Below are 20,802 nucleotides of genomic sequence, written 5' to 3' on the forward strand. Positions count from 1 at the left end.
TAAAGGATTCGCAATTGTGCCGTGTCGACCGGCCTGCCACAAGAACGCGAGATCGCGCTCGGGCGCGGCCGATCGCACGGCCGGATCAGTGAAGCTGCTTGTAGATCTGCTCGGCGAGCGCGTGCGAGATGCCGTCGACGCTCGCCAGCTCCTCGACGCTCGCCGCGACGACACCGCGCAGCCCGCCGAACCGCGCAAGCAGCCGCTGCCGGCGTTTCGCACCGACGCCTTCGAGCTCCTCGAGCCGCGAGGTCTGGCGCGCCTTCGCCCGTTTCGCGCGCATCCCGGTGATCGCGAAGCGGTGCGCCTCGTCGCGGATCTGCGCGACGAGCATCAGCGCGGCGCTCTCCTTGCCGAGTTCGAGCGGCGTGCGGCCGTCCGCGAACACGAGCGTCTCGAGGCCGACCTTGCGCCCCTCGCCCTTCGCGACGCCGACCAGCATCGACGTATCGAGCCCGAGCTCGGTGAACACCTGGCGCGCGATCTCGACCTGCCCCTTGCCGCCGTCGATCAGCACGATGTTCGGCAGCAGGCTCGATGCCTCGGCCTGGCGCGTCGATTCGCCGTCGATGCCGGCCGCATCGTCGGCGGCCGCCGCCTGCGCGGCCTGCTCGACCATCTTCTCGTAGCGGCGCGTCAGCACCTGCCGCATGGCCGCGTAATCGTCGCCCGGCGTGATGCCGGTGATGTTGTAGCGACGGTACTCGCCCGACTGCATCTTGTGATGGTGATAGACGACGCACGACGCCTGCGTCGCCTCGCCCATCGTATGGCTGATGTCGAAACATTCGATCCGCAGCGTCGCGAGATCGTCGCTTTCGAAGCCGAGCGTTTCCGCGAGCGCGCGCGTGCGCGCCTGCTGCGAACCCTGCTCGGACAGCAGCCGCGCGAGCGCGATCTGCGCGTTCTGCTCGGCCATCGACAGCCACGCGCGCCGCTGCCCCTGCGGCTGCCGCACCAGCGAGACCTTGTGACCGGCCTGCTCGGACAGCAGCTCGAGCAGGTCGCGGCTCGCGGGCGCATGGCTCACGACCAGCACGGGCGGCACGCGATTGCCGAGATAGTGCTGCGCGATGAACGCATCGAGCACCTCGGCCTCCACCGACGCGCCCGCGTCACGCGCGGCGGCAGCATCTTCCGCGGGCCGCTCGGGCAACGCCGCAGCGGTGTCGCCGGCAGCCTCCGCTGCCTCGCCCTCGGCCTCGTCGCCGAGCCCGCCTTCGGCCAGCGTCAGCGCACTTTCGACGTGCGCCGGGAAATAGGCCTTGTCGCCGAGATGCCGGCCGCCGCGCACCATCGCCAGGTTCACGCACACGCGTCCGCCCTGCGCGACCACCGCGAGGATGTCGACGTCGCTGTCGCTGCCGACCTCGATCGCCTGCTGGTGCAGCACCGTCGCGAGCGAGCTCATCTGGTTGCGCACGGCGGCTGCCTGCTCGAACTTCAGCTCGGCCGCGAACGCGTGCATCTTCTGCTCGAGTTCCTTCATCACTTCCGATTGCCGGCCGAGCAGGAAGCGCGCGGCGTTCGACACGTCGATCGCGTAGTCGTCCTCGGAAATCGCGCCGACGCACGGCGCCGTGCAGCGCCCGATCTGATGCAGCAGGCACGGCCGCGTGCGATTGTTGAAGACCGAATCCTCGCAGGTGCGCAGCTGGAACACGCGCTGCAGGATCTGGATGCTCTCGCGCACGGCCCACGCGCTCGGGAACGGCCCGAAATACTGGTTCTGCTTGTCGACCGAGCCGCGGTAGTACGCCATGCGCGGAAAGCGGTGCGCGGTGAGCTTCAGGTACGGATACGACTTGTCGTCGCGAAACAGGATGTTGTAGCGCGGCGCGAGCGCCTTGATCAGGTTGTTCTCGAGCAGCAGCGCCTCCGCCTCCGAGCGCGTGACGGTCGTCTCGATGCGCGCGATGCGCGTGACCATCATCGCGATGCGCGGCGACAGCTGCGTCTTCGTGAAATAGCTCGAGACGCGCTTCTTCAGGTCGCGCGCCTTGCCGACGTAAAGCACGGCGCCCGCCGCATCGTAGTAGCGGTAGACGCCCGGCATGTGCGGCAGTTGCACGAGGATCTTCTTCGGTTCGAACGGGGTGTCGGCGGCTTCTGGGGATGTCATGCGCGATTCGGGTGCCTTGTGGCGCGGAACGGGTCCATTAGAATCGCCAGTTTAGAGCATTCATCGGTCCGCTTCGATGCCCCGCACCGCCCCCGCCTCCCCTGCCTCCGCTGCGCCGCTCGCGCCCGACGAACCGATCGCGTGCGACCTCTTCTGCACCGTGATCGACAACTTCGGCGACATCGGCGTGTGCTGGCGCCTCGCCCGCCAGCTCGCGCACGAGCACGGCTGGCAGGTGCGCCTGTTCATCGACGACCTGCGCACGTTCGCGCGGCTGCTGCCGGGGGTCGATCCCGATGCCGGGCGGCAGACGCTCGACGGCATCGTGATCGAGCACTGGCATGCGGAAGTCGGCGACGCACTGGAGATCGCCGACGTCGTGATCGAGGCCTTCGCGTGCGAGCTGCCCGGCGCCTATCTCGCCGCGATGGCGCGCCGCGCGCGCCGCCCGGTGTGGATCAATCTCGAATACCTGAGCGCCGAGGACTGGGTCGCCGATTTCCATTTGCGGCCGTCGCCGCATCCGCGCTATCCGCTGCTGAAGACGTTCTTCTTCCCGGGACTGTCGGCCGGCACGGGCGGCGTGCTGAAGGAACGCGACCTCGACGCGCGCCGCACCGCCTTCGAAGCCGACGCGGCGGCGCGCACCGCCTGGTGGCGGCATGCGACGGGCGACGCGCCACCGGCGCCGGGCACGACCGTCGTCAGCCTGTTCGCGTATGAGAATCCGGGCGTCGACGCACTGCTCGCGCAGTGGCGCGACGGCGCGTCGCCCGTCGTCGCGCTCGTGCCCGCCGGCCGCGTGTCGCCGGCCGTCGCCCGCTTCTTCGGGGTCGAATCGTTCGGCGCCGGCGCGCGCGCAAGCCGCGGCAATCTGACCGCGTACGGGCTCGCGTTCGTCCCGCAGGCCGACTACGACCCGCTCCTGTGGGTGGCCGACGTCAACTTCGTGCGCGGCGAGGACTCGTTCGTCCGCGCGCAGTGGGCGCGCAAGCCGTTCGTATGGCACATCTACCCGCAGGCCGACGATGCGCACCTGCCGAAGCTCGACGCCGCGCTCGCGCACCTGTCGGCCGGCCTCGCCGACGCACCGCGCGCGGCACTCGGGCGCTTCTGGCATGCATGGAACGGCGCCGGCACGCCCGACTGGGCCGATTTGCTGCAACACCGTGCCGCACTGGATGCCAACGCGGCGTGCTGGGCCGACGCGCTGGCGAGCGTCGGCGATCTCGCCGGAAAGCTGGCGGAATACGTAAAATCTCAGTTAAAATAAGCGGTTATCCGACGGCTGACCACGCAAGCGCTCGCGTTTGGGGCTCTTGGCACCTACCGGAACGCACCGCCGCTTGCGCCGTCAGCCGTTGCGCAACGCTCAGGCACCTATTTATTTGATTGGATCAGGACAGTTTTTATGAAGACCGCACAGGAACTCCGCGTAGGCAACGTCGTGCAGATCGGCAGCGAAGCATGGGTCATCGCAAAGGCGGAATACAACAAGTCGGGCCGCAACTCCGCCGTCGTCAAGATGAAGATGAAGAACCTGCTGACGAACGCAGGCCAGGAATCGGTCTACAAGGCTGACGACAAGTTCGACGTCGTCGTGCTCGACCGCAAGGAAGTGACGTACTCGTACTTCGCCGATCCGATGTACGTGTTCATGGACGCCGACTACAACCAGTACGAAGTCGAAGCGGAAATGATGGGCGAAGCGCTGAACTACCTCGAAGACGGCATGGCGTGCGAAGTCGTGTTCTACAACGAGAAGGCGATCTCGGTCGAACTGCCGACGATCCTGGTTCGCGAGATCACCTACACGGAACCGGCCGTCAAGGGCGACACGTCGTCGGGCAAGGTGCTGAAGAACGCCAAGCTCGCAACGGGCTTCGAACTGCAAGTGCCGCTGTTCTGCAATACCGGCGACAAGATCGAAATCGATACGCGTACGAACGAATATCGCAGCCGCGCGTAATCGCCTGCGATTTCCGGATCGAACAAAGCGCCCTTCGGGGCGCTTTTTGTTTGTCTGGCGTCAACAGCAGCGGGCGTCGGCACCATGGACAGCACGAAATCCAGCATTAAAGGTATTCAATTTGTATCATCGGTAACTGTTTTATAGCGTGAAAGAAATAATGCACGTCAGGCGTTCAGCGGGGCATAAAATCAGTTTTTAATCTGACATGCGGCTGCGGCCGGCTCGATGGCCGACAGCCCGCCTCTCTTGACTCGACTCGCGTCCACCATGCCACACGCCCTGATTGTCGAAGACGATCCCAACAGTCTGTCCGGCCTGACCGCGCTGCTCGCCGCAGACGGCTTCTCGGTCGACACGGCCACGTCGCTCGCCGAGGCACGCACGGCGCTCGGCCGCTCGATTCCCGATGTCGTCCTGGTCGACCTGAACCTGCCGGACGGCAGCGGGTTCGACCTGCTCCAGCACCTGCCGCAGCAGCAACCGAACGGCTCGCTGCCGGTGATCGTGCTGACGGGCAACGCGACGGTCGAGAGCGCGATCGAAGGCCTGCGTCACGGCATCTGGGACTACCTGCTGAAGCCGATCAACATTCCGCGCCTGCGCAGCCTGCTGGCCCGGATTCCGCGCCCCTACGAACTGATCGACGAAGTGCGGACGCTGCGCGCGTCGCTGCGCCACCTCGGCCGCTTCGGCGCGCTGGTCGGCCGCAGCGAGGCGATGCAGCACGTGTACGACATGATCGAGCACAACGCGGGCACCGAAACGGCCGTGCTGTTCACCGGCGAAGCCGGCACCGGCAAGAAGCTGGCCGCGCGCACGCTGCACGACCTGAGCCGGCGCCGCAAAGGGCCGTTCGTGTCGTTCGACTGCCGCACGATCGCCCAGGCCGGACGCCACGGCGCGTCGCTCGACAGCGTGCTGTTCGGCCATGAGCGCGGCGCGTTCGACGGTGCCGAGCGGCGCGAGTCGGGCCTGTTCGAACAGGCCGGCGGCGGCACGCTGTTCCTCGACGAGATCACCGCACTGCCGCTCGTGCTGCAGGAGGCGCTGCTGCATGCGCTCGACTCGCAGAACTTCATGCGGATCGGCGGCACGAGCTCGATCGCGAGCGACTTCCGGCTGATCGCGACCACGCGCCGCCCGGCCCGCGAGGCGGTCGCGAACGGCATGCTGCGCGAGGATCTGTGGCTGCGTCTCGATGCGGCATCGATCACGATGCCATCGCTGCGCGAACGCGACGGCGATGTCCTCGCCATCGCGGACGCGCTGATCGACGACCTCAACCGCGAAGCGCGCGGCACCGGCCGCAGCACGACCGACAAGCGCGCGGCGCCGGGCTTCGTGCGCGAATGCGTGTCCTACGAATGGCCCGGCAACGTGCGCGAACTCCAGGAGCGCGTGCGCTTCGCCTATGACGCATCCGGCGATTTCATCGAAACGCTGCGCGCGGGCGAAGCAAGCTTCGCGGCCGGCGCCGCGCTGAACGGCAGCAGCGTGCAGATCAAGGTCGGCACCCCGCTGTCCGACGTCGAGGATCTGCTGATCCGCGCGACGCTCGACGCGGTCGGCGGCACGCGCCATCGCGCAGCGACGCTGCTCGGCATCAGCCCCAAGACGCTGTACAACAAGTTGCAGCGGATGAAGGTCAACTGACCGGGCGGCCGTTGTTCGGGGCGCCGGCCGGAGCTGACGGTTAGTTGCGCAAAGGCGTGTGACCCCATGCTTCGCCGTCAAAGCAAAAAAGCCGCGCAAAAGCGCGGCTTTTTTGCTTTCGGCAACGGAACAGGCGGCTTCGCGCCGCCCTTCCCGCTTACGCCAGTGCGCTGCTCAGCAGCGCCTGCGCCTGCAGATACTCGGGCTGCGCGATCAGCTTGTCCCACTTGAGCGGCTTGCCGCGCGCCCGCATCCGCTTGATGCGCCGCACCGACTCGGCCGACGCCTGCGCCTTCAGGCCGTTCAGCACGACTTCGGCCGCATCCGGCTGGTTGCAGACGAGCACCATGTCGCAACCGGCGGCGAGCGCCGCGTCGGCCGCCTGCGTGAGCGTGCCGCCCTCGCGTGCTGCCTCCATCGACAGGTCGTCGCTGAAGATCGCGCCCGTGAAGCCGAGCTGCCCGCGCAGGATGTCCTGCAGCCACACGCGCGAGAAGCCGGCCGGCCGCTTGTCGACCTGCGTGTAGATCACGTGTGCGGGAATCACCGCGGTCAGCGCCAGGCCGAGCCAGTCGTACGGCGCAACGTCCTGCTTGAGGATCGCGTCGAGCGGCCGGTCGTCGGTCGGCAGCGCGACGTGCGAATCGGCTTCCGCGAAGCCGTGCCCGGGGAAATGCTTGCCGCAGTTCGCCATGCCCGCGAGCGACAGCCCGTGGTTGAGGCTCTTCGCGAGCAGCGTGACGACGCGCGGGTCGCGATGGAACGCACGATCGCCGATCACCTTCGAGTGCCCGTAGTCGAGATCGAGCACCGGCGTGAAGCTCATGTCGATGCCGCATGCGCGCAGCTCGGCCGCCAGGATGTAGCCGACCGCGGTCGCGACCTTCGTCGCGAGCAGCACGTCGCGGTCCCACAGTTCGCCGAGGCGGCGCATCGCCGGCAACACCGTGAAGCCGTCGGTGCGGAACCGCTGCACGCGGCCGCCTTCGTGATCGACGGCGATCAGGATGTCCTCGCGCACCGCGCGGATCGAGTCGGTCAGCGCGGTGAGCTGCGCACGGTTCTGGAAATGCCGCGCGAACAGGATCACGCCGCCGGTGTTCGGATGCGCAAGGCGCCGCGCATCGTCGCGCGACAGGGCCGTGCCGACGACGTCGAGCATGACCGGGCCGGGAGTCGTTTTCATCGAATCGGAAAGTCCGTCAGGGAGTGGTTCGGGAAACAGGTGCGGGTGCAGGCGGCGCTGCGTCGGTCTCGGCGACCACGAACGACACCGCGTAGTCGCGTTCGTCGCTGACCGTCACGCGCGCCGTGATGCCGCGCGCGGCGAGCCAGTCGGCCAGTTCACCCGACGCGACGACGTACGGTTCGCCGCTGCGCTGGTTGAGGGTCTGCAGCGCGCGCCACGTCATCGGCCAGTGCATGCCGAGCCCGATCGCCTTCGAGAACGCTTCCTTCGCGGAAAAGCGCGTCGCGAGAAACGCGATGCCGCGCGCCTCGGAGCGCGCGCGGCGCGCATGGAACACGCGCAGCTCGTCGGGGCCCAGCACCTTCTCGGCAAACCGGCCGCCCGTGCGCTCGAGCACGGCCGCGATGCGGCTCACCTGGACGATGTCGGTACCGATGCCGTAGATCGCCATGTCAGCGCCCGCCGTGACGCACGGACGACGCCGGGTGACGAGCGAAGCGCGCGCGCACGGAATGCATCGTCAGCGCGCGCCGCCGTGCAGCGCGGCCACACGCGCGGCGACCATGATCGCCTTCATCTCGCGCACCGCGTTGTCCCAGCCCGCGAAGATCGCGTGCGCGACGATCGCGTGGCCGATGTTCAGCTCGACGATGCCGTCGATCGCGGCGATCTGCTGCACGTTCGTGTAATGCAGTCCGTGACCGGCGTTGACCTTCAGGCCCAGTTGCGCGCCGGCCTGCACGCCCGCGACGATGCGTTCGTATTCGCGCTGCTGCTCGGCTTCGTCGTGCGCATCGGCGTAGCGGCCGGTATGCAGCTCGACCACCGGCGCGCCGGCTTCGTGCGCGGCGCGGATCTGCGTTTCGTCCGGATCGATGAACAGCGACACGCGCACGCCGGCGTCGGCGAGCTGCCGGCATGCCGCACGCACGGCCTCGAAACGGCCGGCGACGTCGAGACCGCCTTCGGTCGTCAGTTCCTCGCGCTTCTCGGGCACGAGGCACGCGTCGTGCGGACGCACTTCGCATGCGATGTCGAGCATCTCGGCCGTCACCGCGCATTCGAGGTTCATCCGCGTCTTCAGCAGCGGGCGCAACGTGCGCACGTCGGCGTCGACGATGTGGCGGCGGTCCTCGCGCAGGTGCAGCGTGATCGCGTCAGCACCGGCCTCTTCGGCCGCGAGCGCCGCGCGGATCGGATCGGGATAGGCCGTGCCGCGCGCGTTGCGCAGCGTCGCGACGTGGTCGATGTTCACGCCGAGGTCGATGACGGTGGGCGTTGTCAGGAAGAAGCTCATAGGTTTTGCAGGTCGATCAGGATCTGACGCGTGGCAAGCGGCGTACCGCCGAGATAGGTGTTCAGCAGGAAGCGCATCAGCGTCTTGCTTTGCGCGACCGTCTGGGCTCGATGGTAATCGTCCTGCTCCATGTCGAGCAACGTCTGTCCGGTAATCACCGGCCAGTGCGACGGCACGTCGTCGTCCGCATTGCGCACGCCGCGCTCGGGATCGAACACGTAGCGGCGATCGGGCTCGACCGCCCGGCGCGCGACCGTGCGGTTCAGCGCCATCGCATAGCCGGTCTCGCGCAGCAGCACGCGCTCGAACGAGCGCAGCACCTGCACCGCGGGCTCGCCGTGCGCGAGGCGCGTCAAGGTCAGCACGTAATGATTGAAGAGCGGCGGCTGCGGATCCTCGCGCGCGCAGAATTTCACGAGCAGCTCGTTCGCGTAGAAGCCGCACAGCAGCCCGTCGCCGCCGAGCGGCAGCATCCCGCCGACCCACTCGGCGCCCGTCAGCGTGCGTACTTCGGATTTGCCCGACCAGGACAGCAGCAGCGGCTGGAACGTCTGCAGCACGCCGCGCAGCGCGGAGTGCGGGCGCTTCGCGCCCTTCGCGACGAGCGCGAGCCGGCCGTGATCGCGCGTCAGCACGTCGATGATCAGGCTCGTTTCCCGGTACGGATAGCTGTGCAGCACGAACGCCGGCTGCTCGGCGACGCGGAAATCGGACGTGCGAGAGGTCGCGCGCCGCGCCTTGCGACGCGGCGGTTCGGGCGGTGCCGGCAATGGCGCGTCGTTCGCGCCGGCGGTCACCGCATCTTCGGTCGACGTCAGCGCGTCATTCGTACCCATAGGCGCGCAGCCCCGCCTCGTTATCGGCCCAGCCGCTCTTCACCTTCACGAAGGTCTCGAGGTACACGGGGCCGTCGAACAGCTTCTCCATGTCCATCCGCGCCTCGGTGCTGATCTGCTTGAGCTTCTCGCCCTTCTTGCCGATCACCATCGCCTTGTGCGAATCGCGTTCGACGAGGATCGTCGCGAAGATGCGCTTCAGGCGCCCTTCCTCCTCGAACTTGTCGATCAGGACGGTGCTCGTGTACGGCAGTTCGTCGCCGGTCCAGCGGAACACCTTCTCGCGCAGGATTTCGGCCGCGAGAAAGCGCGAGCTGCGGTCGGTCAGCTCGTCCTCGCCGTAGATCGGCTCGCCTTCCGGCAGGTACGGCTTGATCGTGTCCAGCAGGCGCTTGATGTCTTCCGGCTTCTGCGCCGACAGCGGCACGAGCTCGGTGAATTCGCGCAGCTCGCTCACCTTCTGCATGAACGGGAACAGCGTGGCCTTGTCGTTCACGCGGTCGATCTTGTTCGCGATCAGCAGCGTCGGCATGCCGGGCGGGATCAGGTCGAGCACCTTCTGGTCGTCGGGCCCGAAGCGGCCGGCCTCGATCACGAACAGGATCACGTCGACCGACGTGAGCGTCGACGTGACCGCGCGGTTCAGCGAGCGGTTCAGCGCGGTGCTGTGACGGGTCTGGAAGCCCGGCGTGTCGACGAACACGAATTGCGCGTCGTCGAACGTGTTGATGCCGGTGATGCGATGGCGCGTGGTTTGCGCCTTGCGCGACGTGATGCTGATCTTCTGGCCGACGAGTGCGTTCATCAACGTCGACTTGCCGACGTTCGGGCGGCCCACGATCGCGATCATGCCGCAACGGAAACCGGTAGGAGCGGGAGTGTTCATATCGTTTGGGAGACAGGTTCGGAAACGGCCGCGCGACGCGCGGCACGATCGATGGGCAATTCAGTGATCGGCATCGGCCACGCGCGCCTGCGCGGCAGCGAGGCTTGCGCCGCCCTGCGGCGCCTCGGGGCCGGGCGCCGCGGCGTCGCGGGCGCGCGGCGTCGCACGCGAAGCGGCGTCGGAACCGGCAGCAGGCTTGTCGGCGGACGACACGGCCGGATCGGTCGCCTGGCCCGCCGGCTTGTCGGCTGCACGGGGCGCGCCTTCGGCTGGCTTGTCAGTGCGTTCGGCTGGCTTGTCCGCCGCGCGCGCGCCGGGTTCGCTGCGATCCGCCGGCTTGTCTGACGGTTTGTCGGTCGCCTTGTCGGCAGGTTTCTCGGCAGGCTTGTCGGCCGTCGGTTTCGCGGGCCGGTCGGCCTTGTCCGCGGCTGTATCGACATGCGCCGCGCGAATCGCGGCCATCGGCGCCTGCGCCGGCCGATCGCCCGGCTGTGCGCCGGCATCGGCCGCTGCGGACGCGGCGGCGGCCGCCTTCGCGTCGCGCGCCGCCGCACGCTCCTTGCGCTCCGGAGAACGCAGGTCGAGCGCTTCCTGCACACCCTTCACGCCGGGCACGATTTCAGGCTCGATATGCTTCGACCCGCGTGCGTTCTTCGAACGCTTCGGCTTCGCGGCCAGCATCGGCGCGGCTGCCAGCACCTCGTCGAGCGCCTTCTTCGCGGCGGCCTGCTCGGCCGCCCGCCGGCTCGCGCCGGAGCCCGACACCTTCACGTCGAGCTTCGGCACCGTGCATTCGACCTCGAACTGCTGATTGTGCGCTGCACCATGGGTCGCGACGACCGTGTAGGTCGGCAGCGCGATCTTGTGCCCCTGCAGGTATTCCTGCAGCAGCGTCTTCGCGTCCTTGCCGAGCGTGCGCGGATCGATGTGGTCGAGAATCGGGATATAGAGGCGCTTGATGACCCCTTGGGCGGCTTCGAAGCCGCCATCGAGGAATACCGCCCCGATGATGGCTTCGAACGCGTCCGCGAGGATCGACGGGCGACGGAAGCCGCCGCTGCGCAACTCGCCCTCGCCCAGCCGCAACCCTTCGGAAATATTCAGGGCCTGAGCGATTTCATACAGCGACTGCTGCTTGACGAGATTGGCGCGCACGCGCGACAGGTCGCCTTCGTCCAGCTTGCTGAAACGCTGGAACAAAAGGGCGGCCACCGCGCAATTCAGAACGGAATCGCCGAGAAACTCGAGCCGTTCGTTGTGCGTGGCACTGTGACTGCGATGGGTCAAAGCCTGGCGCAACAATTCCGCATTGCGAAATTCGTAGCGCAGCCGGCTTTCCAACTGGGATAGGGGCATGTGCAGGAGTATAACGCGGGCGCCGGTCGGGCCGAAACGGCACGGCCGGACGCGAAAAGGCGTGACGAGGCGGTGTTGCCGCCGGTTCTTAAAGTAGTTCGGCAATACGCGACGCGGCCCGTGCGTCGCGTATTGCGTGTGAATCGAATACGGTCAGTTGAAGGAACCGATGCGCTTCAGGTCGCCGAAGTTCATCCAGATGAAGAACGCACGGCCGACGATGTTGTTGTCCGGCACGAAACCCCAGTAGCGGCTGTCCGCGCTGTTGTCGCGGTTGTCGCCCATCATGAAGTAGTGACCGGGCGGCACCTTGCAGATCACGCCGCGGCTGTTGTACGTGCAGTTGTCGCGATACGGATAGTCGTAGGCGCCCATCACGAACGGCGGCACGGCGGGATTGTTGAGGATCGCGTTCTTCTTCGTGCCGATCGTTTCCTCGAACTGCTTCGCGTAGTTCTGGCGCTCGTCGTCGAAGAAATCCGGCAGCGGCGTTTCGGGCACCGGCTGGCCGTTGATCGTCAGTTGCTTGTCCTGGTAAGCGACCGTGTCGCCCGGCAGGCCGATCACGCGCTTGATGTAGTCGACCGACTCGTCCTTCGGATAACGGAACACGACGACGTCGCCGCGCGACAGCGGGCTGCCCTGCGTGATCTTCGTGTTCGTGATCGGCATGCGCAGGCCGTATTCGAACTTGTTGACGAGGATGAAGTCGCCGACCAGCAGCGTCGGCACCATCGAGCCCGACGGGATCTTGAACGGCTCAACGATGAACGAACGCACGACGAACACGGCCAGGATCACCGGGAAGAAGCTCGCGGTGTACTCGAGCCACCACGGCTGGCGCAGCTTTTCGTCGCGCAGCTTCGAACGCGTCTGCCCCGCGTTTTCGTCCGCGAAACGCTTGTCGATACGCGACTGCTGACGATCGAACTCCTCGATCGCCGCGTCGGCCGCCTTGCGCCGCTGCGGCAGGAACACCAGTTTGTCCAACACCCACGCTACGCCCGTCACGACGACGAGCACAAAAAGAATCAGCGCAAAATTCATAAAAGGATCAGTCCTGTTATTTGTCTTCGACGCGCAAGATCGCGAGGAACGCCTCCTGCGGGATCTCGACCGAACCCACCTGCTTCATGCGTTTCTTACCTTCTTTCTGCTTCTCGAGCAGTTTCTTCTTTCGCGTGATGTCGCCGCCGTAGCACTTCGCGAGCACGTTCTTGCGCAGTGCCTTGATGTTCTCGCGTGCGACGATGTGCGCGCCGATCGCGGCCTGGATCGCCACGTCGTACATCTGGCGCGGAATGATCTCGCGCATCTTCGCGGCAACCTCGCGACCGCGGTATTGCGACTGCGACCGGTGCACGATGATCGACAGCGCGTCGACCTTGTCGCCGTTGATCAGCATGTCGACCTTCACGACGTCCGACGAACGGTATTCCTTGAACTCGTAGTCCATCGACGCATAGCCGCGCGACACCGACTTCAGGCGATCGAAGAAGTCGAGCACGATCTCGGCCATCGGGATTTCGTACGTGAGCTGCACCTGGCGGCCGTGATACTGCATGTTGATCTGCGAGCCGCGCTTCTGCTCGCACAGCGTGATCACGGAACCGACGTAGTCCTGCGGCATGTACAGGTTCACGGTGACGATCGGCTCGCGCACTTCGGCGATGCGGCCGGGCTCCGGCATCTTCGCCGGGTTCTCGACCATGATCGTCGAGCCATCGCTCTGCACGACCTCGTAGACGACCGTCGGTGCGGTCGTGATGAGGTCCATGTCGAACTCGCGCTCGAGTCGCTCCTGCACGATTTCCATGTGCAGCAGCCCGAGGAAGCCGCAGCGGAAACCGAAGCCGAGTGCCTGCGACACTTCCGGCTCGTACTGCAGCGATGCATCGTTGAGCTTCAGCTTCTCGAGCGATTCGCGCAGCGCGTCGTACTGGTTCGCCTCGACCGGATAGAGGCCCGCGAACACCTGCGGCTTCACTTCCTTGAAGCCCGGCAGCGGTTCGGCGGCCGCCTTGGTCGCGTGCGTGACGGTGTCGCCGACCTTCGCGGCCGTCAGTTCCTTGATGCCGGCGATGATGAAACCCACCTGCCCCGCCGACAGCGAGTCGAGATTGCGCGACTTCGGCGTGAACACGCCGACGTGCTCGACCGGATACTGCGCGCCGGTCGCCATCATCTTGATCTTGTCCTTCGGACGCAGCGTGCCGTTGACGATCCGCACGAGCATCACGACGCCGACGTAGTTGTCGAACCACGAGTCGATGATCAGCGCCTGCAGCGGCGCGGCCGGATCGCCCTTCGGCGGCGGCACCTTCGCGATCAGCGCTTCGAGCACGTCCTCGACGCCGAGACCCGTCTTCGCGCTGCAGCGCGTCGCGTCGGTCGCGTCGATGCCGATCACGTCCTCGATCTCCTCGATCGCATTCTCGGGGTTCGCGGCCGGCAGGTCGATCTTGTTCAGCACCGGCACGACCTCGACGCCGAGCTCGATCGCCGTGTAGCAGTTCGCGACCGTCTGCGCCTCGACGCCCTGGCTCGCGTCGACCACGAGCAGCGCCCCTTCGCACGCGGACAGCGAACGGCTGACTTCGTACGAGAAGTCGACGTGCCCCGGCGTATCGATCAGGTTGAGGTTGTAGACCTTCCCGTCGCGAGCGCGATAGGACAGTGCAGCCGTCTGCGCCTTGATCGTGATGCCGCGCTCGCGCTCGATATCCATCGAGTCGAGCACCTGCGCTTCCATTTCACGGTCGGCGAGGCCGCCGCATACCTGGATGATGCGATCCGCGAGCGTCGACTTGCCATGGTCGATGTGCGCGATGATCGAGAAATTGCGAATATGATCCATTCAGTGCCGATCAAGCGAAAAAGGCGCGCTCGACGACTGCGGAGCACGCCTTGTAAGTCGGTGAAAAAACGGCTTATTTTAGCCGAAAAGGCCTTTGCCGGGCGGTAATTTGGGACGCCCGGTCAGGGACGCCCGGCCAGGGACGCCCCGCCGGAGGCCCTGGCCGGCGGGTCCGCCGCCGGAAGCCCCGCGCAACGCGCGGCCGGCCGGCAGCGGAGCCGGGTTCAGCGCCGGGCCGCGAGCGCGCCGCGCACCCTCGCCTCGTCGAACCGGTGGCGGCACACTTCCGTGCCATCCAGCAACAGCACCGGCACGTCCTCGTCGTAACGCGCAACGAGTGCCGGATCCGCATCGATGTCGACGTAGTCGACCGCGACGCCGAATTCGGCCGCCAGCGGCGCCAGCGCATCGCGCAGGTCGTCGCACAGATGGCACCAGCCGCGGCCGTAGAGCGTGAACATCGGCGCGTTACTTCTGAACCGCGCGCGGGCGCACCGGCACGAACTGCGTGTTGTCGCCGCGCCGCACCAGCACCGCGACCGCCTTCTGCGGATCGAGCTGCGCGGTCACGTCGGCGAACTGCTTCGCGCTCGTGATGTCGGTGTCGCCGACGCGCAGCACGATATCGCCGCGCTGCAGCCCCGCTCGGGCCGCCGGGCCGTCGACGCCGTCGATCTGCACGCCGTTCTTCAGCTTCAGCGACTTCAGCTGATCCGCGGAAAGGTCGCTGACCGTCAAGCCGAGCGAATTCGCCTGGCGCGGCTTCTGCGGCGCGCTCTTGCGCTGCTCGGCCTTCGCCGTCGTCTCGGCCGGCGTCTCGGCGATCGTGATCGGCAGATCGCGCGCCTGACCCTTGCGCCATACGCTGACGGTCGCCTTGGTGCCCGGCTTCGTGTCGCCGACCATGCGCGGCAGATCCGACGCCGTATCGACCGGCCGGCCGTTGAACTTCAGGATGATGTCGCCCGGCTGGATACCGGCCTTGTCGGCCGGACCGCCCGGTTCGACGCTGCTGACGAGCGCGCCTTCCGCCTTCGGCAGCCCGATCGAGTCGGCCACGTCCTTCGTCACCTCGCCGATCGCCACCGCGATGCGGCCGCGCGTGACCTTGCCGGTCGCCTTCAGCTGGTCGGCCACGCGCATCGCCTCGTCGATCGGGATCGCGAACGAAATGCCCATGAAACCGCCGGTGCGGCTGTAGATCTGCGAGTTGATGCCGATCACCTCGCCCTGCATGTTGATCAGCGGGCCGCCCGAGTTGCCGGGGTTCACCGCGACGTCGGTCTGGATGAACGGCAGGTAATCGCCCGTGTTGCGGCTCTTCGAACTCACGATGCCGGCCGTCACGGTGTTGTCGAGGCCGAACGGCGAACCGATCGCGACGACCCACTCGCCGACGCGCACCTTGTTCGAATCGCCGATCGCGACGACCGGCAGGTTCGACGCCTGGATCTTGACGACCGCGACGTCCGTGCGGTCGTCGACGCCGATCAGCTTCGCCTTGAATTCGCGCTTGTCGGTCAGCGTCACGTAGATGGTGTCCGCGTCGTCGACGACGTGCGCGTTTGTCATCACGTAGCCGTCTGCCGACACGATGAAGCCCGAACCGACACCGCGGTTCTGTTCGGTGTCGGGCGGATTGTCCGGCGCCGGCGCGTTCTTCGGATTGCCATTGCCGCCGCCACCACCGTTGCCGGGCGCCTGCGGCAGCGGAATGCCGAAGAAGCGCCTGAAGAATTCCGACATGTCGCCATTATCGAAGCCTGGCGGGAGCACGCCGCGCGGGCCGGGCGTCGGCACGTTCGCGGTGGTCCGGATGTTCACGACAGCCGGCCCGACCTTTTCGACCAGATCGGCGAAATCGGGAAGGCTGGCAGCGGGAGGCGTGACCGCGGCCGCGGTATGCGGGGCGAGGGGCAGGCAGGCACACAGCACCGCCGCCGCGAACACTTTGCGCAGCGTGAGTTTCGTCATGTCGGAAGCCGTAGCGTTACTTGGAAGCCTTGTATTCTATGGCAGACGCGAACTGCTGCAACGTGGCCGGCGGCACTTCGCCGAGCACGGTGATCCAGTAGTCGCCGCGACGCTTCACGAGCACGTGGGTCGCGCCGGTGCTGCCCGCGCCTTCCTTGCGCGTATTCTTTTCGGCCGGCTCGATGAAGACGGAGATCGTCGCGAGGCCGTCCGTGAAGACGGCCTGGTCGACCGGAATCGGCGGATCGCCGGCGTCGCGCGCGGCCATCGGCCGGCGCACCTCGCGAATCTTCCGGAAGCCGGCGATGGTCGGCGCGATCTGCCAGCCCTGCGCCTCCATGTCGACCGCCGCGACCGGCGGGCGGACCACCGTCCAGCCGCTCAGGTTGCGCATGCCGGCCGCGATCGCGGATTTGTCACCGGTCGCGCCGCCCGTCTGCAGCTGCGAAAACGCGACCTGCTCGAGCACGTGATCGCTCGCATCGAGCGTCTGTGAACGCAGCAGCAGCCCGGTGCGGGTGTCGGCCCACAGCTTGTAGGTGAAGCGGTACGCATCCTTCGGCACGAGCTCGACCACCTGCGCGTCAATCCCGGCCACACGGTCCTTGCCGAGCAGCTTCGCGTCGTAGACGGACATCACGTGCTCGCCGCCGGCACCAAGCAGCGCGGGGAACGAATCGCGCGTCTGGCGGCGCTCGACCACGCACAGCTTGCGCTCGGGCACGAACGTGTACAGCTCGTCATTATGCCGCAGCACCTTGCGCGGCTTACCGTCGAGCGACTCGATGCGCTCGAACTCGCCGTCGCGGGACGCCACATGCGCGATGCGCGACGACTGGACATACCCGCCGCGCTGGTAGACGAACGTACCCTCGTAGCTCTGCTGCTGCGCCGCCTGCTGGATGCGGTCGAGCCAGTCCGCCGCACCCTTGCGGGTCGCGACGGGATCGTCCGGTTGCTGGGCGCTGGCAGGCAGGGATTGAACGGACAACAGGGCGGCTGCGCAAAGCAGGAGAGCCGGCAGCCGCTTCCATCCGGAGATGGCGTGATTCAACTGCAATGTCCGCATCGGGTTTATTGGCCTGGCGTGGTGGTCACGGCAGCGCGGATCAGCGGCATCGAGCCCGTGACGACGGGCTGCTGCGCGAATTGCTGATGCGCTTCAAGGTATTGGTCGAGACTTGCGTCGCGGATGATGTTGACGTCCTGCAGGCCCGGCTGCGCCGATGCCTGTGCAACCGTCACGCGCTGCAGGTTGCCGCTCTGCGGCGCGCCTGCCGATGCGACCTGGACGGCGCCCGGCACACCCGCCGTCTGCATCTGCGGGACGACGATCCACGTCAGCGTGGCTGCCGCGGCGGCCACCGCGAACGCGGGCACGACACGCCGGCGCAGCGACAGCAGCTTGCGCGCGACCGGCGCGGCGGCCGGCGCGAGCAGGTGCGGCTCGCTTTCGAGCGCGGCGGACATGCGCGCGGTGAACGCGACGCTCAGCGCGGGCGACAGCGCGAGCTCGTCCGAGCGCAGCGCATCGCCGATCAGGTGGTAATGGGCCCACGCAGCGCGATCCGCGCGGTCGAGCTCAGCCAGAAACTGCCCGTGATCCGGGCCGTCGAACAGTTCACCGTCGACCAGAGCGGAAAGGCGCTCGCCGCGCGAGCACGCTTGCGACTGCGTATTGACCGACCCCATGATGCTCCCCATCTTGCACACACCCCGTCGTGATTTCACGACTCTATCCGTAATAGACCCCGACCCGCGTCGTTGCGCCCGCCGCGCTTACCAGCGCTTGCCTTCGGGCGTATCGAGCAGCGGACGCAATTTCGCAGCGATTGCCTCGCGCGCCCGGAAGATCCGCGACCGGACCGTCCCGATCGGACAATCCATCATTTCCGCGATCTCTTCGTAGCTCAAGCCCTCGATCTCGCGCAGCGTAATCGCCTGGCGCAGCTCTTCGGGCAGGACGGCCATTGCAGCGTTGACCGTCTCGGCAATCTGCTTGCTCATCAACATCGACTCAGGCGTGTTGATATCCCTTAGTTGGTCTGCGTCGGAGAAAGTTTCCGCTTCCTCGGCATCGGCCTCGGTGGAGGTCGGTGCCCGCCGGCCCTGCGTCGCAAGGTAGTTCTTCGCCGTATTGACGGCAATCCGGTACAACCACGTGTAGAACGCCGACTCGCCGCGAAATTGCGGCAGCGCACGGTACGCCTTGATGAACGCGTCCTGGGCCACATCCTCGACCTCGGCGGGATCCCGCACGAGGCGCGAGATCAGCCGAATGATCTTGCGGTGGTATTTGGAGACCAGGAGTTCGAACGCTGCCTTGTCGCCTTTCTGTACGCGCTCGACCAGAGCCTGATCGATTTCTTTTTCACTCACCTGACAAATCCGTTAACTAGGGATGCAACGCGGAGCGTTATTGTAGCGTTCCGGCGCCGGCCGCTGGTTACGGCTGGTAACCGCGCCGCCGTCATGCCCGCCCCGCCGTGCCCGCGGTACGCGCCAGCACGGACAGCGCACTGAACGACGCGGCGTCGAGCGCATCGGCCGGAATCAGCAACGGCCGCGCGCGCCGGGCGCCCTGCCCGACCGACAGCACGAGCAGCAGGCTGCTCCAGTGTGCATGGCCCGTCACGCGGCCCCGGGCCAGCAAGCGCCCGGTGCGGCCAAACGCCGCAATCTCCCCGAATGCATCGATCCGCAACTCGGCCGGCAGCCGGCGGGCACAGGCCCGCGCGGCGCACACGGCAAGCAGCGCGGCCGTCGCCGCCGACACGCACGCGCCGGCAGCGGCACCGGCCCGCGGCGCCCAGAACAGGTACGCGCAGGCGGCCGCCGCCGCGACGAACGCGGCCAGCACCACATACGACACGGCCGAGGCCCGCAATGCAAAGCATTGCGGACGCCCGGCCGGAGCATCGAATGGACTCGTCAAGCGATTTCAGCGTCAGACGCGCTTGAACACCAGCGTGCCGTTGGTACCGCCGAAGCCGAAGTTGTTCTTCACGGCCACGTCGATCTTCATGTCACGCGCGGTGTTCGCGCAGTAGTCGAGATCGCACTCGGGGTCCTGGTTGAAGATGTTGATGGTCGGCGGCGACACGTTGTTGTGCAGCGCCAGCACCGTGAACACCGACTCGAGGCCGCCCGCGCCACCCAGCAGGTGACCCGTCATCGACTTCGTCGAGTTCACCACGAGCTTGTACGCGTGCTCGCCGAATGCCGCCTTCACCGCATCGGACTCGTTCTTGTCGCCGAGCTGCGTCGACGTGCCGTGCGCGTTCAGGTACTGGACCTCGTCCGCGTTCACGCCGGCGTCGCGCAGTGCCGCGACCATGCAGCGGCGCGGACCGTCCATGTTCGGCGCGGTCATGTGATACGCATCGCCCGTCATGCCGAAGCCCGAGACCTCCGCATAGATCTTCGCGCCGCGTGCCTTCGCCGCCTCGTATTCCTCGAGCACCATCACGCCTGCGCCCTCGCCCAGCACGAAGCCGTCACGGTCCTTGTCCCACGGACGGGACGCGGTGGCCGGATCGTCGTTGCGGGTCGACAGCGCGCGCGCGGCCGCGAAACCGCCGATGCCCAGCGGCGACACCGTCGATTCGGCGCCGCCCGCGACCATCACGTCGGCGTCGCCGGCCTGAATCAGGCGCGCCGCGAGGCCGATGCTGTGCAGACCGGTCGTGCAGGCCGTCACGGCCGCGAGGTTCGGGCCCTTCAGGCCGAACATGATGCTCAGGTGACCCGAGATCATGTTGATGATCGAACCCGGCACGAAGAACGGCGAAATCCGGCGCGGGCCGCGATCGACGTAGGTCTGGTGCGTGTCTTCGATCATCGGCAGGCCGCCGATACCGGAGCCGACCAGCACGCCGATGCGTTCCGCATTGGCTTCGTTCACTTCGAGGCCGCTGTCCCGGATCGCCTGGACGCCGGCTGCGATGCCGTAATGGATGAACGTATCCATGTTGCGGGCTTCCTTCGCCGGGATGTACTCCTCGGCGCTGAAACCCTTCACTTCGCCCGCGAAATGGCAGGCGAGGTTCGACGCATCGAACTTCGTGACGGTGGCGATACCGGACTTGCCGGCGACGAGATTGGCCCAGCCGTCGGCAACATTATTGCCAACAGGCGAAATCAGCCCCAGGCCTGTAACAACAACACGACGGCGGCTCACGGTAACCTCTTTTCCATTATTGGATGACAAAAACAAAAGCCACAGTGGCCACAGGAACCAGCCCTGCGAGCCCTGTGGCTGTTAGTCCGTCCGGCACGAAGCCGGCAGGATGGCGCGTCAATCGCGAAGATCGCGGCGACGTGGCGGACAAGCGCGAAAGGCGCTTACGCCTTGACGTTTGCGCGAGCGTAGTCGATCGCTTGCTGAACGGTCGTGATCTTCTCTGCTTCTTCGTCCGGGATTTCCATGCCGAACTCGTCTTCCAGAGCCATCACCAGTTCGACCGTGTCGAGCGAATCCGCGCCCAGATCGTTCACGAACGATGCTTCGTTCTTGATCTCGGCTTCCGCGACGCCCAGTTGCTCAGCGACGATCTTCTTGACACGTTGTTCGATGTTATCCATTACCCCTCCGAGGGAAAGTTCAGATTTACAAGTGCGCGCATTTTATCAGGTTTGCTGACGGCAAAACGCGCGTTGG

The 20,802-nt window shown here is 66.6% G+C and carries 20 protein-coding genes; 3 read left to right on the forward strand and 17 right to left on the reverse strand.

The window, feature by feature from the left end:
* Nucleotides 1-85: 85 nt before the first annotated feature.
* A complete protein-coding gene (uvrC, locus tag DIE16_RS14910; protein ID WP_124892555.1) occupies nt 86-2,122 on the reverse strand; it encodes an excinuclease ABC subunit UvrC in 2,037 nt (678 codons plus the stop codon).
* Nucleotides 2,123-2,198: 76 nt separating this feature from the next.
* On the opposite strand from uvrC, the gene earP reads away from it, so the two are divergent.
* The 3 genes from earP to DIE16_RS14925 all read left to right on the forward strand — a co-directional run bounded on the left by earP (nt 2,199) and on the right by DIE16_RS14925 (nt 5,747).
* A complete protein-coding gene (gene earP, locus DIE16_RS14915; RefSeq protein ID WP_124521370.1) occupies nt 2,199-3,395 on the forward strand; it encodes an elongation factor P maturation arginine rhamnosyltransferase EarP in 1,197 nt (398 codons plus the stop codon).
* A 138-nt stretch (nt 3,396-3,533) separates the two neighbouring features.
* The gene (gene efp, locus DIE16_RS14920; protein ID WP_044844759.1) at nt 3,534-4,091 is read left to right on the forward strand and encodes an elongation factor P; all 558 of its coding nucleotides are present in this window, start codon (nt 3,534-3,536) and stop codon (nt 4,089-4,091) included.
* 270 nt (nt 4,092-4,361) lie between these two features.
* On the forward strand, nt 4,362-5,747 hold the full coding sequence (locus DIE16_RS14925; protein ID WP_124892556.1) for a sigma-54 dependent transcriptional regulator: 1,386 nt from the start codon (nt 4,362-4,364) through the stop codon (nt 5,745-5,747).
* Between the two features lie 157 nt (nt 5,748-5,904).
* Here the strand turns inward: DIE16_RS14925 and nagZ are convergent, their stop codons facing one another.
* The 16 genes from nagZ to acpP all read right to left on the reverse strand — a co-directional run bounded on the left by nagZ (nt 5,905) and on the right by acpP (nt 20,726).
* Nucleotides 5,905-6,933, reverse strand: a complete 1,029-nt coding sequence (gene nagZ, locus DIE16_RS14930; protein ID WP_124521372.1) for a beta-N-acetylhexosaminidase — start codon at nt 6,931-6,933, stop codon at nt 5,905-5,907.
* A 16-nt stretch (nt 6,934-6,949) separates the two neighbouring features.
* Nucleotides 6,950-7,387, reverse strand: coding sequence for a holo-ACP synthase (gene acpS, locus DIE16_RS14935; RefSeq protein WP_044844762.1), 438 nt, complete (start codon nt 7,385-7,387; stop codon nt 6,950-6,952).
* A gap of 69 nt (nt 7,388-7,456) precedes the next feature.
* Complete coding sequence (gene pdxJ, locus DIE16_RS14940; RefSeq protein WP_124667181.1) at nt 7,457-8,233, reverse strand: pyridoxine 5'-phosphate synthase; 777 nt, start codon at nt 8,231-8,233, stop codon at nt 7,457-7,459.
* The gene (gene recO, locus DIE16_RS14945; protein ID WP_014897645.1) at nt 8,230-9,069 is read right to left on the reverse strand and encodes a DNA repair protein RecO; all 840 of its coding nucleotides are present in this window, start codon (nt 9,067-9,069) and stop codon (nt 8,230-8,232) included. The genes pdxJ and recO overlap by 4 nt, the downstream gene beginning before the upstream one ends.
* Nucleotides 9,056-9,955: a GTPase Era gene (gene era / locus DIE16_RS14950; protein WP_006476493.1), complete on the reverse strand. Its 900-nt coding sequence runs from the start codon at nt 9,953-9,955 to the stop codon at nt 9,056-9,058. The genes recO and era overlap by 14 nt, the downstream gene beginning before the upstream one ends.
* A gap of 60 nt (nt 9,956-10,015) precedes the next feature.
* Complete coding sequence (rnc, locus tag DIE16_RS14955) at nt 10,016-11,311, reverse strand: ribonuclease III (RefSeq protein WP_124667182.1); 1,296 nt, start codon at nt 11,309-11,311, stop codon at nt 10,016-10,018.
* Nucleotides 11,312-11,464: 153 nt separating this feature from the next.
* Nucleotides 11,465-12,358 (reverse strand): signal peptidase I, encoded by an 894-nt coding sequence (gene lepB / locus DIE16_RS14960; RefSeq protein ID WP_124487453.1) that lies wholly within the window; start codon nt 12,356-12,358, stop codon nt 11,465-11,467.
* 16 nt (nt 12,359-12,374) lie between these two features.
* Nucleotides 12,375-14,168 carry a translation elongation factor 4 gene (gene lepA / locus DIE16_RS14965; protein WP_044844766.1) on the reverse strand — a complete coding sequence of 598 codons (1,794 nt, stop codon included), beginning with the start codon at nt 14,166-14,168 and terminating at the stop codon, nt 12,375-12,377.
* 224 nt (nt 14,169-14,392) lie between these two features.
* The gene (locus DIE16_RS14970; protein ID WP_124487454.1) at nt 14,393-14,629 is read right to left on the reverse strand and encodes a glutaredoxin family protein; all 237 of its coding nucleotides are present in this window, start codon (nt 14,627-14,629) and stop codon (nt 14,393-14,395) included.
* A gap of 7 nt (nt 14,630-14,636) precedes the next feature.
* Nucleotides 14,637-16,142, reverse strand: coding sequence for a DegQ family serine endoprotease (locus DIE16_RS14975; RefSeq protein ID WP_044844768.1), 1,506 nt, complete (start codon nt 16,140-16,142; stop codon nt 14,637-14,639).
* Between the two features lie 16 nt (nt 16,143-16,158).
* On the reverse strand, nt 16,159-17,211 hold the full coding sequence (locus DIE16_RS14980; protein WP_124487456.1) for a MucB/RseB C-terminal domain-containing protein: 1,053 nt from the start codon (nt 17,209-17,211) through the stop codon (nt 16,159-16,161).
* A gap of 5 nt (nt 17,212-17,216) precedes the next feature.
* Nucleotides 17,217-17,834, reverse strand: coding sequence for a sigma-E factor negative regulatory protein (locus tag DIE16_RS14985; protein ID WP_124487502.1), 618 nt, complete (start codon nt 17,832-17,834; stop codon nt 17,217-17,219).
* An 87-nt stretch (nt 17,835-17,921) separates the two neighbouring features.
* Nucleotides 17,922-18,521 (reverse strand): RNA polymerase sigma factor RpoE, encoded by a 600-nt coding sequence (gene rpoE, locus DIE16_RS14990; protein ID WP_006752490.1) that lies wholly within the window; start codon nt 18,519-18,521, stop codon nt 17,922-17,924.
* Nucleotides 18,522-18,612: 91 nt separating this feature from the next.
* Nucleotides 18,613-19,077, reverse strand: a complete 465-nt coding sequence (locus tag DIE16_RS14995; RefSeq protein WP_124892558.1) for a hypothetical protein — start codon at nt 19,075-19,077, stop codon at nt 18,613-18,615.
* A gap of 12 nt (nt 19,078-19,089) precedes the next feature.
* Nucleotides 19,090-20,322: a beta-ketoacyl-ACP synthase II gene (gene fabF, locus DIE16_RS15000; protein WP_044844772.1), complete on the reverse strand. Its 1,233-nt coding sequence runs from the start codon at nt 20,320-20,322 to the stop codon at nt 19,090-19,092.
* 164 nt (nt 20,323-20,486) lie between these two features.
* Nucleotides 20,487-20,726: an acyl carrier protein gene (acpP, locus tag DIE16_RS15005; protein ID WP_004197638.1), complete on the reverse strand. Its 240-nt coding sequence runs from the start codon at nt 20,724-20,726 to the stop codon at nt 20,487-20,489.
* Between the last annotated feature and the right edge of the window lie 76 nt (nt 20,727-20,802).

Source organism: Burkholderia sp. Bp9090, from assembly GCF_003857985.1.
GTDB lineage: Bacteria > Pseudomonadota > Gammaproteobacteria > Burkholderiales > Burkholderiaceae > Burkholderia.

Excerpts from the sequence above, each read along its gene's own strand:
- uvrC (WP_124892555.1), bottom strand. The coding sequence starts at position 2,122 with ATGACATCCCCAGAAGCCGCCGACACCCCGTTCGAACCGAAGAAGATC.
- earP (WP_124521370.1), top strand. The coding sequence starts at position 2,199 with ATGCCCCGCACCGCCCCCGCCTCCCCTGCCTCCGCTGCGCCGCTCGCG.
- efp (WP_044844759.1), top strand. The coding sequence starts at position 3,534 with ATGAAGACCGCACAGGAACTCCGCGTAGGCAACGTCGTGCAGATCGGC.
- DIE16_RS14925 (WP_124892556.1), top strand. The coding sequence starts at position 4,362 with ATGCCACACGCCCTGATTGTCGAAGACGATCCCAACAGTCTGTCCGGC.
- nagZ (WP_124521372.1), bottom strand. The coding sequence starts at position 6,933 with ATGAAAACGACTCCCGGCCCGGTCATGCTCGACGTCGTCGGCACGGCC.
- acpS (WP_044844762.1), bottom strand. The coding sequence starts at position 7,387 with ATGGCGATCTACGGCATCGGTACCGACATCGTCCAGGTGAGCCGCATC.
- pdxJ (WP_124667181.1), bottom strand. The coding sequence starts at position 8,233 with ATGAGCTTCTTCCTGACAACGCCCACCGTCATCGACCTCGGCGTGAAC.
- recO (WP_014897645.1), bottom strand. The coding sequence starts at position 9,069 with ATGGGTACGAATGACGCGCTGACGTCGACCGAAGATGCGGTGACCGCC.
- era (WP_006476493.1), bottom strand. The coding sequence starts at position 9,955 with ATGAACACTCCCGCTCCTACCGGTTTCCGTTGCGGCATGATCGCGATC.
- rnc (WP_124667182.1), bottom strand. The coding sequence starts at position 11,311 with ATGCCCCTATCCCAGTTGGAAAGCCGGCTGCGCTACGAATTTCGCAAT.
- lepB (WP_124487453.1), bottom strand. The coding sequence starts at position 12,358 with ATGAATTTTGCGCTGATTCTTTTTGTGCTCGTCGTCGTGACGGGCGTA.
- lepA (WP_044844766.1), bottom strand. The coding sequence starts at position 14,168 with ATGGATCATATTCGCAATTTCTCGATCATCGCGCACATCGACCATGGC.
- DIE16_RS14970 (WP_124487454.1), bottom strand. The coding sequence starts at position 14,629 with ATGTTCACGCTCTACGGCCGCGGCTGGTGCCATCTGTGCGACGACCTG.
- DIE16_RS14975 (WP_044844768.1), bottom strand. The coding sequence starts at position 16,142 with ATGACGAAACTCACGCTGCGCAAAGTGTTCGCGGCGGCGGTGCTGTGT.
- DIE16_RS14980 (WP_124487456.1), bottom strand. The coding sequence starts at position 17,211 with ATGCGGACATTGCAGTTGAATCACGCCATCTCCGGATGGAAGCGGCTG.
- DIE16_RS14985 (WP_124487502.1), bottom strand. The coding sequence starts at position 17,834 with ATGGGGTCGGTCAATACGCAGTCGCAAGCGTGCTCGCGCGGCGAGCGC.
- acpP (WP_004197638.1), bottom strand. The coding sequence starts at position 20,726 with ATGGATAACATCGAACAACGTGTCAAGAAGATCGTCGCTGAGCAACTG.